At 74.9% G+C, this 9,084-nt stretch carries 8 protein-coding genes; 5 read left to right on the forward strand and 3 right to left on the reverse strand.

Annotated elements, in window-relative coordinates:
* The first annotated feature begins 104 nt into the window (after positions 1–104).
* The 4 genes from QOZ89_RS13595 to QOZ89_RS13610 all read left to right on the forward strand — a co-directional run bounded on the left by QOZ89_RS13595 (position 105) and on the right by QOZ89_RS13610 (position 3,206).
* Complete coding sequence (locus QOZ89_RS13595) at positions 105–458, forward strand: winged helix-turn-helix domain-containing protein (protein ID WP_312623942.1); 354 nt, start codon at positions 105–107, stop codon at positions 456–458.
* 123 nt (positions 459–581) lie between these two features.
* Positions 582–1,607: a TAXI family TRAP transporter solute-binding subunit gene (locus QOZ89_RS13600; protein ID WP_312623943.1), complete on the forward strand. Its 1,026-nt coding sequence runs from the start codon at positions 582–584 to the stop codon at positions 1,605–1,607.
* 191 nt (positions 1,608–1,798) lie between these two features.
* Positions 1,799–2,665: a hypothetical protein gene (locus tag QOZ89_RS13605; RefSeq protein WP_071048494.1), complete on the forward strand. Its 867-nt coding sequence runs from the start codon at positions 1,799–1,801 to the stop codon at positions 2,663–2,665.
* Between the two features lie 229 nt (positions 2,666–2,894).
* On the forward strand, positions 2,895–3,206 hold the full coding sequence (locus QOZ89_RS13610) for a type 2 periplasmic-binding domain-containing protein (protein ID WP_071048495.1): 312 nt from the start codon (positions 2,895–2,897) through the stop codon (positions 3,204–3,206).
* Here QOZ89_RS13610 and QOZ89_RS13615 read toward each other — a convergent pair.
* The 3 genes from QOZ89_RS13615 to QOZ89_RS13625 all read right to left on the reverse strand — a co-directional run bounded on the left by QOZ89_RS13615 (position 3,122) and on the right by QOZ89_RS13625 (position 8,288).
* The gene (locus QOZ89_RS13615) at positions 3,122–4,693 is read right to left on the reverse strand and encodes a sensor histidine kinase (protein ID WP_312623944.1); all 1,572 of its coding nucleotides are present in this window, start codon (positions 4,691–4,693) and stop codon (positions 3,122–3,124) included. The genes QOZ89_RS13610 and QOZ89_RS13615 overlap by 85 nt on opposite strands.
* Before the next feature lie 55 nt (positions 4,694–4,748).
* Positions 4,749–5,327, reverse strand: coding sequence for a sigma-70 family RNA polymerase sigma factor (locus QOZ89_RS13620; protein ID WP_312623945.1), 579 nt, complete (start codon positions 5,325–5,327; stop codon positions 4,749–4,751).
* Between the two features lie 192 nt (positions 5,328–5,519).
* Positions 5,520–8,288: a right-handed parallel beta-helix repeat-containing protein gene (locus QOZ89_RS13625; protein WP_312623946.1), complete on the reverse strand. Its 2,769-nt coding sequence runs from the start codon at positions 8,286–8,288 to the stop codon at positions 5,520–5,522.
* Positions 8,289–8,744: 456 nt separating this feature from the next.
* On the opposite strand from QOZ89_RS13625, the gene QOZ89_RS13630 reads away from it, so the two are divergent.
* The gene (locus QOZ89_RS13630) at positions 8,745–9,077 is read left to right on the forward strand and encodes a hypothetical protein (protein ID WP_131803939.1); all 333 of its coding nucleotides are present in this window, start codon (positions 8,745–8,747) and stop codon (positions 9,075–9,077) included.
* Positions 9,078–9,084: the final 7 nt, after the last annotated feature.

Genomic DNA, 9,084 nt, shown 5'->3' on the forward strand with positions numbered 1-9,084 from the left:
CCCCCGGCCCCCCCCGGGGGGCCGCCGGCCCGGGCCCCCCCCCGCGGGGGGGGGGGGGGGGCCCCGGCCCGGCGGGGCCCCGCGCCTGGCCACCGCCGGCTCCGGTGCCCACCAGGCCCGGCCAGCACGGGCCCGGCACGCTCGGGAGCGACGGCGACCAGGTGCTGTCCGTCGGGAGGATCTCCATAGACCTGCGGGCGCGGGAGGTCACCGTCGCCGGGCGGGAGACCGCGCTCACCCGCAAGGAGTTCAACCTGCTCGCCCAGCTCGCGGGCGCCCCGGGCGTGGTGTTCCGGCGCGAGCAGATATTCGCCGAGGTGTGGGGATACAGCTCGGAAGGCGCCTCGCACACATTGGAGGTCCATATTGCGTCACTGCGCGCAAAGCTAGGACTGCCCGGGGTGATCGAAACCGTCCGCGGTATCGGCTACCGGCTGAGCACAAAGGCCGTCGGCTAAACGCACAGGCCGTCGTTTACATATCGGTAATCTTTCCGTCCGGCCTTCGGCCCGGCCTCGGCCCATGCCCGCGCACAACCGCGCCGCCTGACGTTCCCGGACGTCGGCGTGCGAGGATAAAGCATGAGAGTCACCGTGGGCCGGGCGCGCCCGTCCGGCCTGCCGCCGTGGCGTCGACTGGTCGTGCTGGCCGTCGTTCCGGCGGTTGTTCTGGTGACGGCCGGGGTGCTCGCCTGGATTCGGTTCGACGGCGGCGGCCCGCAATATCGACGGGGACCCGTCACGGTCTTCACCGGAGGCACCGGGGGCATCTACTACCGGTACGGCACGGCGCTGTCGGCCTCGATCAACGGCTCGCTGCCGGGGGTAAGGGCGACGACCATGATCACGGGCGCCGCGGTGGACAACCTGCGGAGGGTAGCCGCCGAGCCGAACACCTTCGGCTTCTCGACGATGGACGCGGCGACGGCCGCGGTGCGCGGACAGGACCCCTTCAAGAAGGCCGCCCTGCCCGTCCGGGCTGTCGCGCGGATCTACGACGAGTACATCCACCTCGTCGTGCCGCGCGACTCCCCCGTCCGGACCCTCGCGGACCTGCGCGGCCGGCGGGTCTCGACCGGCGCCCCCGGCTCGGGCACCGACCTGGTCGCCACCCGGCTGTTCACCGTCGACCCGGCGATCGACCTGGCCGACGTGACCCAGCGGAGGCTCGGTGTCGACGAGTCGGCGAAGGCGCTGGCCGACGGCACCATCGACGCGTTCTTCTGGCAGGGCGGGCTGCCCACCATCACGGTCGCGGACCTGGCCAGCCGGTTCCCCGTCTGGTTCGTCCCTCTCGACGGGCTGGTGGGCAGGCTGGACGACGTCCAGGAGTGGGGCGCCGAGTACCGGCGCGGCGTCATCCCCGACGGCGCCTACGCCGGCGTCGGCGCGACCCCGACCGTGGCGATGGCCGACCTGCTCGTCACCAGCGTCGACACCGACCCGGGACTCGTCCGCGAGGTGACCCGGATTCTCTTCGACGCGCGGGAGACGATCGCCCGGGTGGTGCCGGTCGCGTACTCGCTGGACCCGCGCAGCGCCGTCGCGACCGGGCCGGTGCCGCTGCACGAGGGGGCGGCCAGGTACTACCGGGCAACCAAGGTCTAGGGCCGTCACCGGCCTGGTCCACCCGCCGTAGGCCGCTCAGGGCGAGTGCCACGCCACGGAGAGTGGGAATGTTGGTTCGCCGCCGCGCAGGGTAGGGCAAGGTCGTCAGATCTTGGAGGGCCAGCGGCGGGGTCACCCGCCCCGACCCCGCGCCGGCCCCGCCGCTCGGGCCACGCCACGAAGGGAGACCGATGAGTACCACGATCAAGGACCGGCTCTCGCACGTCACCGAGGCCGTCCCGGTGAGCGGGATTCCCGACGCGGCCCGCACCGCCGCCGACCGCGCCGGGCACGCCGTCGCCGACGCCACGGCCAAGGCCAGCCATGGGGTGGCCCAGGCGGGGCACACCGCCGCGACCGCCACCCGGGACGCCGGCAGCGCGCTGGCCAGCAAGGTGGCCGAAGCCTCGAGCGCCGGCGCCGACTCGGTCAGCCGGCAGGCCGGCAAGGTGGCGAAGGTCCCGGCCCGGACGGCATCCAGGGCCGCGGCCGTCTCCGGTCGCGCCGGCCGGCGGATCGAGAAGGCGCGCGGCGCGGCGGAGCTCTCGGCTGAGCGCGCCCGCGCGACCACCGAGCTGCGGATCGAGAAGGCCCGGTCCGGCCGCGCCGTCCGGTCCGAGCGCAAGGCCCGGCAGCGGGCCGACAGGGCCCAGCTGGTGCTGGAGAACCGGCTCGCGAAGGCCGAGCGGAAGCTGGCCCGGGCGCACCAGCGCCGCCGCCGCGGCATGGTCACCGTGCTGCTGCTGGGCGGCGGCGCGGCGGCGACCGTCGCGGCCCGCAAGTACCTGCCCGGCTCCGGCCAGCAGGGCAAGGCGGACACGCTGGCGGGCGGCGGTCGCGACGAGGACCTGACCGGCTCGACACCGACGCCGCCGGTGACCGCCAGCGCGGGGACACCGGCCGGAGCCGAAACTGGGACGTCCGGTCGTCCGTCGTCGGCCTCGTCCACGCCCGCCACCGGCTTCCCGGCGTCGATGAACGAGGAGATGGCCTCGGAGGCCACCGCTGGCCGGCTGGAGGAGATGCCCGGCCTCGACTCCACGCCACGCCGCTTCTGACCACACGCCTCTGACGAGGTGACGTCCGCCGGCCACGGCGACTGGGCACGCCCGACCGGCCGGGTGCACGCGCACCCGGCCGGTCGTTTCGCGTTCGAAGCCGCGCGACGACGCACCCCTATGGCTTGACGCGCCGGGCTGAGCCGCCCGCCGCCGTCGCTCACGCACCCGCGGTCCTGGGCGTGAGGGTGCCGTTACCAGCGGCCACCTGTTCAGGCGTGGCTACGGCGTGCTGCCGCTGTCGGCCTGCGCCGCCGAGATCGAGGCGAAGCGGCTGCGTCACGCGCCGCTGCGGGAGCCGGCTCTCACCCAGCAGCTGGGCACCGCCGTCACCGGGCATCTCGAACTGCCGCGTGGCTTCGCGATCAGAGTCAGCGAGATCATCCGGGAGGAGGCCGTGCGGCTGGTCGAGTCCGGTGTCTGGAACGCGCGGCTGTGCCCGCCACGCCGCGGCAGCTACGTCGCCGCCCCTGGCGAGCTCGGGCTGGCCGGAGGCAGCCGCAGCGTCACCACGAGGCCGGCCGGCTCGCCAAGCGCGTAGCGGATGTCGCCGCCCGAGGCGGCCAGCAGGGTCGTCGCGATGCTGAGCCCGAGGCCGGAGCCGCCGATGTTGACGTTGCGCCGGCTGCGCCAGAAACGGCGCCCGATGCTCGCCAGCTCGTCGACGGTGACTCCGGGTCCCTGGTCGCTCACCCGGATGAACACGTCACCCGCCGGCTCACCCAGGTGACGCGCCACGGGGCGGGTGGCGGCGACGGTGGGGAGGTGGGCGGCGAGCAAGGTGGCGTCGCGGGCGGTCTGGCCGCCGCCGTCGCGCGCGGCGTCCGGGCCGGGTGCGTCACCGGCGGCGCCCGGCCCGCCGGGACCGTCGGGACCGTCGGGACCGTCGGGACCCAGGCTCACGGTCACTGTGACGGTCGAGTCCAGCGGGGAGAACTTCAGCGCGTTGTCGAGTACCGCGTCCAGCGCGCCCTCAAGGGCGTCGACGTCGGTCACCGCCGACACGCTGGTCAGCCCGGTCACGTCGACGCTGACGCCGCGGGCGTCGCCCATCGGCCGCCACGCGGCGACCCGCTCGTCGACGACGGCACGGACGTCGATCTTCTCCGGGCGCGCCACGTGGTGCTCGGCCCTGGCCAGCGCGAGCATCTCGTCGAGGACCCGGACCAGCCGGCGCGCCTCCACCCGGGTCTCCCCCACCTCCTCCTGCCACTGGTCCGGCAGGTCCATCGCGAGGTTCTCGATCCGCAGCAGCAGCGCCGACAGCGGGTTGCGCAGCTGGTGGGAGGCGTCCGCGACGAACGCGCGCTGCGCCTCGACGGCGTCCTCCACGTGGCCGGCCATCTCGTTGAACGACAGGGTCAGCCGGCGCAGCTCCAGCGGCCCGGCGCTGCCCAGCACCCGGGCCGAGAGCCGGCCCGTCGCGATCTCGTGGGTGACCAGGCCCAGGTCGTGCACCGGGCGCAGCACCCAGCGCGTCAGCCGCACGGCGGCTCCCACCCACAGGCAGGTGACGACGACGGCGGCGGCCAGCAGCCACAGCCACCAGCGCAGGATCCGGCCGGACAGCCGGCCCGTCGGGGAGATCGTCACCGCCGCGCCGACGACGTCCCTGCCGGAGACGACCGGTTCGGCCACCACCAGCGGGCGGTCCTGCCAGGGCCAGATCTGGCCGGGGTCGCTGGACCGGCGGCCTCGCAGGGCGCCCTGCAGAGCGGGGCGCAGCTCCTCCACGCGCGCGTCGACTCCCGGGCTCGACGCGGCGCGCACGTCCTCGTTCAGGTCGACGACCACCGCGGCGATCCCGTACAGCTGCTCGTAGTGGGTCAGCTCGTCCCGCAGCTCCTGGTCCCCGTCGCCCGCCGGCGCCTGGCCGGCGATGCCCGCGAACCGCGAGGTGTCCGCGAGCCGGTCGACGAACATCTGCTGCTGCTGGCTCTGCGCGACGCTGCGCCCGAGGGGCACACCCAGCGCGGCCAGCGTCGCCGTCATGAACGCGAGCAGGATCGTGAGCAGCCTCGTGCGCATGCTGGTGCCCTGGCCTTCTGTCAGTGCCCCGCGGCGGCCCCGGGGCCTAGTCCGGTCAACGGGCCGCGGGGCGAGCGCCGGTGACGCCTCGGGCGGTCAGGGCGGTACGCAGCTCGCGGACGGCGACGTGGTGGCGCGACTTGACCGTGCCGGTCGGGATGCCGAGCGCGGCGGCGACCTCCGCGTGGGAGCGGTCGAGCCAGTGCAGGTGCACCAGGGTCGCCCGCTGCGGCGCGGACAGCGTCTCGAGCGCGGTGGCGAGGATGTGGCGCAGCAGCACCGCCTCGAGCTGGTCCTGCCCGGCCGGATCGGACAGGACGGGCAGGTTGTCGGTCAGTTCGAGCGGGCGGGTGGCCCGCCGGCGCAGCCAGTCGACGGCCACGTTGTGGGCGACGCGGAACAGCCAGCGCCGCAGCTCCTCGTCGCAGGTCAGGCCGGTGAGCAGGTCGGCGTGCCGCCAGGCGCGCAGGAACGTCTCCTGGACGATGTCCTCGGTGCGCCCCGGGTCGCCCGGCAGCAGCCGGGACACATAGCGCTCCAGGGCGGGGCCGCAGTCACGGACCAGGTGCTCGCCGAAGTGCCGCCGCCGGGCCGCGTCGGCCCGTTCTGGAGCGGGCGCGGGCACGCTCGTCATGGGCAGTCCCTCCGCCGGGCGTCCGGTGTCAACGGTGGCCGAGCTGACGCCACGTCAGGCTACGGTCACGCCGCCGGGCGCGGACCGATTTGAGAGGGATTTGAAGCTCTTACGCCGAATATTTACCTGTTGGCCAAGAGAGGGCCCGGCCAGCAGCGCGTCGGCCGGTGAAGAGCCGGCCAGCGGCGCCTGTCAGTTCGACGGGACGTCGTCGGAGACGAGCCGCAGCAGGTCGTCGGTGCTCGGGTCCGTCAGGTCCGCGACCCGCTGGGCCTGGATCTCGGTCATCCGCTGGAACACCTGCCTGGCGAGCCGGCCGTTGCCGAAGCCGCGTACCCGAGGGACCCGGGAAAAGTACTCGACGACCGCCGCGCGCGCCGGCTCGGTCAGCTCGTACTCGTGCTGGGCGCACTGCGCCGTGACGATGCCGGTCAGCTCCTCGTCGGCGTAGTCGTCGAAGGTGATCGTGCGGGTGAACCGGGACGCGAGACCCGGGTTCGAGTCGATGAACCCGGACATCTCGCCGGGATAGCCGGCGACGATGACGACGGCCCTGTCACGGTGGTCCTCCATCAGCTTCACCAGGGTGGCGACCGCCTCCTGGCCGAAGTCGTTGCCCACCCCCGGCGGGACCAGCGCGTAGGCCTCGTCGATGAACAGCACCCCGCCGAGGGCCCGGCGGAACACCGCCGTCGTCTTCGGCGCCGTGTGGCCGATGTACTCGCCGACCATCGCCGACCGGTCGGCCTCGACGAGGTGGCCGCGCTCGAGCATCCCGAGCGCGGTCAGCAGCCGGCCGTAGAGGCGGGCCACGGTCGTCTTGCCGGTGCCCGGGTTGCCCGCGAAGATCAGGTTTCGGGACAGCGGCGGCGCGGCGAGCCCGGCCTCCTGCCTGCGGCGCACCGTCTGCATGAGCTTCACCTGCGCGCCGACGTCCCGCTTCACGCGCTCCAGGCCGACCAGGCCGGCGAGCTCCGCCAGCAGGTCGTCGAGCGACTCGACCGGGGGCGCGTCCGGCAGGTCGTCCGCCTCTCCGTCGGCCCCGGTGCCGCCCCGGCCACCCGCCGCGGCCGTCGCCGGCCCCGTCCCGCCAGGGCCCTCGGCCGCGCCGTCCCGGCCGGACGCGGGGATGTTGACGGTCCGCACCCGGGTGACCGTGCAGCGCTCGAACGTCGGCGCGCCGCCGTCGGCGAGGCTCAGGTCGGTGTCCGTGTCGTGGATACGCAGGCCGGCGACGCGGGGCGTGGCCCGGGCGCCGACGTGCAGCGCGGGGAACGCGGCCGCCGTGATCTCGCCACCCTCGAACGCGCCGGCGGCGTCGTCGCCGACGAAGACGCCGTTCTTGCCGGTGCGCGCCACCCGCAGGCCGCTGACGGTCGGGGCGGCCGCGCGCCAGACAACCAGGCCGGAGCCGGTCGCGTCCGCGATCTGGCAGTCGGTGATCTGGGCCTCGCCGCGCTCGGCGACCACCACACCGGCGGCGCCGGTGCGCTCGACCCGGCATCCGGTGAGCGTCGCCTTCGCGCCCGAGCCGATCCGGATGCCCACGTCGGCGCTGTCGGTGACGACGCAGCCGGTCGCCGTCGCGGTGGCCGGCGCCGCCGCGTTCGCGCTGATCCCGACGCCGTTGCCGGCCAGCTCACAGCCGTGCGCGGTCAGCGTCGCGTCCTGCTCGGCGTGCAGCGCCGACATGGCCGCGCCGCTGACCCGGCCACCCTCGACGCGGACCGCGGCCCGGCCGACCGCGTGCACCCCGTGCTCGGGAGTGGTCCGCAGGTGCGCGTCGACGAGGGTGACCGACGAGGCGCCGGCCGCGTGGACCGCGCTGTAGCCGGCCTCCTCGATGGCCAGGCCGCGAAGGGTGGCCAGGCCCGCGTCGGCGACGAACACCCCGTTGGCCGCCGGCCGGAACACCCGGCCGCCGTCGGCCGTGATGACCGCCGAGCCGCGCGCCACCAGGGCGGAGGTGCCGACGCGCTCCAGCACGCAGCCGGTGAGCGTCACGACGGACGCCCCGGCCGCGACGACGCCGGCGCGGGCGGGCGAGCGCAGCCGGCAGCCGGACAGTGTCACCGTCGCGGCGCCCTCGACGAGCAGCCCGTCCGTGCCGACAGCCTCCAGCTCGCAGTCGTCGGCGACCACCTCGGGCCCCGGCCGCGCGGCGGTGCCATCCGTCTCTCCGGAGCCGTTCGCGTCTCCTCGGCCATGGACGTCCCCTGAGCCGCTCCCGCCGGTGGTGGGGCCGGGGGCGGCGGCCGCGGCGCTCGCGCCCGCCGCCGCGCCCACGCCGGGCGCGCCGGGGAGCCCCGGCGAGGAGCCGAGAACGCGGACGCCCTCGGTACCGGCGCCGCGCACGGAGCAGCCGCGCAGCCGGACCGTCGCCGTGTCCTCGACGAGCACGCCGCTGCGGCCGGTCCCGGTGATCTCGCAGCCGTCGGCGCTCGCGGTGGCCTGGCCGCGGGCGCGCAGGCCGGAACCGGTGGTCCGGGAGATCCGGCAGCCCCGCAGGGTGACGGCCGCGCCGGCGCTGGCGACGACACCGGTGCCGTCCACGTCAGTGACGACGCAGCCTTCCAGGGTGGGCCCGCCGGTGCCCGCGGCATGCGCGCCGGCCAGCTGGGCGCCGCTGATCCGGCAGTCGCGCAGCGTCGGCGAGGCGTCGCCGACGATCTCCACCCGGCCGTTGACGATCTCGCACCCTCGCAGGGTCGGCGCTCCCCCGTCGATGACGACCGCGGGCAGCGACGGGTCGGTGCCCACGATGACCAGACCGGACAGCACCGCCGAGCCGCGCAGGACGAGCGGGCCTCCGCCCGCGAGCCACACGGTGCCGCCGCCGGCCGCCGCGGCGAGCGTGACATCCCCGTCGATCAGGAGGTTCTCGGCGTAGCGGCCAGGCGGGAGCGTCACGGTCTGGCCGGGCGCGGCCGCCTCGAGCGCGGCGGACAGAGGCCCCGACACAGGCCCCGGCCCCGGTACAGGCCCCGGCACGGGCACGGGCGGCGGGCCGAACGGGGCTGGCGCCGCCCATCCGCCGGCTCCCGCCGGGGGAGCCTGCGGGGGGCTCGCCGCCGGCGCCGCCTGCTGTCGTGGCCTTCGCATCCTGTGGTCCGCTGTCCTTCCGCGTATCCGCGGCCGTCGCGTCGTCCGCGTGCCGCCTACTGGGTGCCGACCGGGAGTTCAGGCCCTTCGCCGAGCGCCGGGCCATAACCGCCTGAACCTCATTGTGGTCCCCGGCGCGCGGGAAGCGCGGGCCGGGGCGCCGGCAATCCGCATGGCGGCGCACGGCGCGCCAAACCGCCGGCCGTATAATCGGGTCGAACGGGCGTGACGTCCAGCCGGAGCACCCTCGTCTGAGCGGGCGACGGCGGCTCCCGGCGGGTGAGAATCGCTGGCGAATGACGGGTTGGTGACGTGGTGGAGCAGCTCGACGGGTGGCTGCGGCTGGCGAATCTGAAAGGGTTCCTGGTCGCGCTGTCAGAAATAGTCGACTATCGGTTCGGCGAGCTGGACTGGGGCGCCGTCGAGACCGGTCTGGAGGCTGGGCCGGATGACGACGAGTGGTTCACCTATCCGCTCGTCGGCCGCATTGCCCTGGAGATCGCCGTCTCCCGGACCCAAGAAGAGGGCGATATCGACGTCAGGCTGCTGTTCCCCGCCGACGAACCTTGTCTCGGGAAACAGATCGAGGTCGCCTGGATGATTTTCAACCGTTTCGAGATCTCACCGACCTTCGAAATGATCGACTGAGGTCGTC

Source organism: Pseudofrankia coriaricola (genome assembly GCF_032027725.1).
In the GTDB taxonomy this organism is placed as follows: domain Bacteria; phylum Actinomycetota; class Actinomycetes; order Frankiales; family Frankiaceae; genus Pseudofrankia.

Coding starts and splice junctions, on each gene's coding strand:
- QOZ89_RS13600 (WP_312623943.1), top strand. CDS start 582: ATGAGAGTCACCGTGGGCCGGGCGCGCCCGTCCGGCCTGCCGCCGTGG.
- QOZ89_RS13605 (WP_071048494.1), top strand. CDS start 1,799: ATGAGTACCACGATCAAGGACCGGCTCTCGCACGTCACCGAGGCCGTC.
- QOZ89_RS13615 (WP_312623944.1), bottom strand. CDS start 4,693: ATGCGCACGAGGCTGCTCACGATCCTGCTCGCGTTCATGACGGCGACG.
- QOZ89_RS13620 (WP_312623945.1), bottom strand. CDS start 5,327: ATGACGAGCGTGCCCGCGCCCGCTCCAGAACGGGCCGACGCGGCCCGG.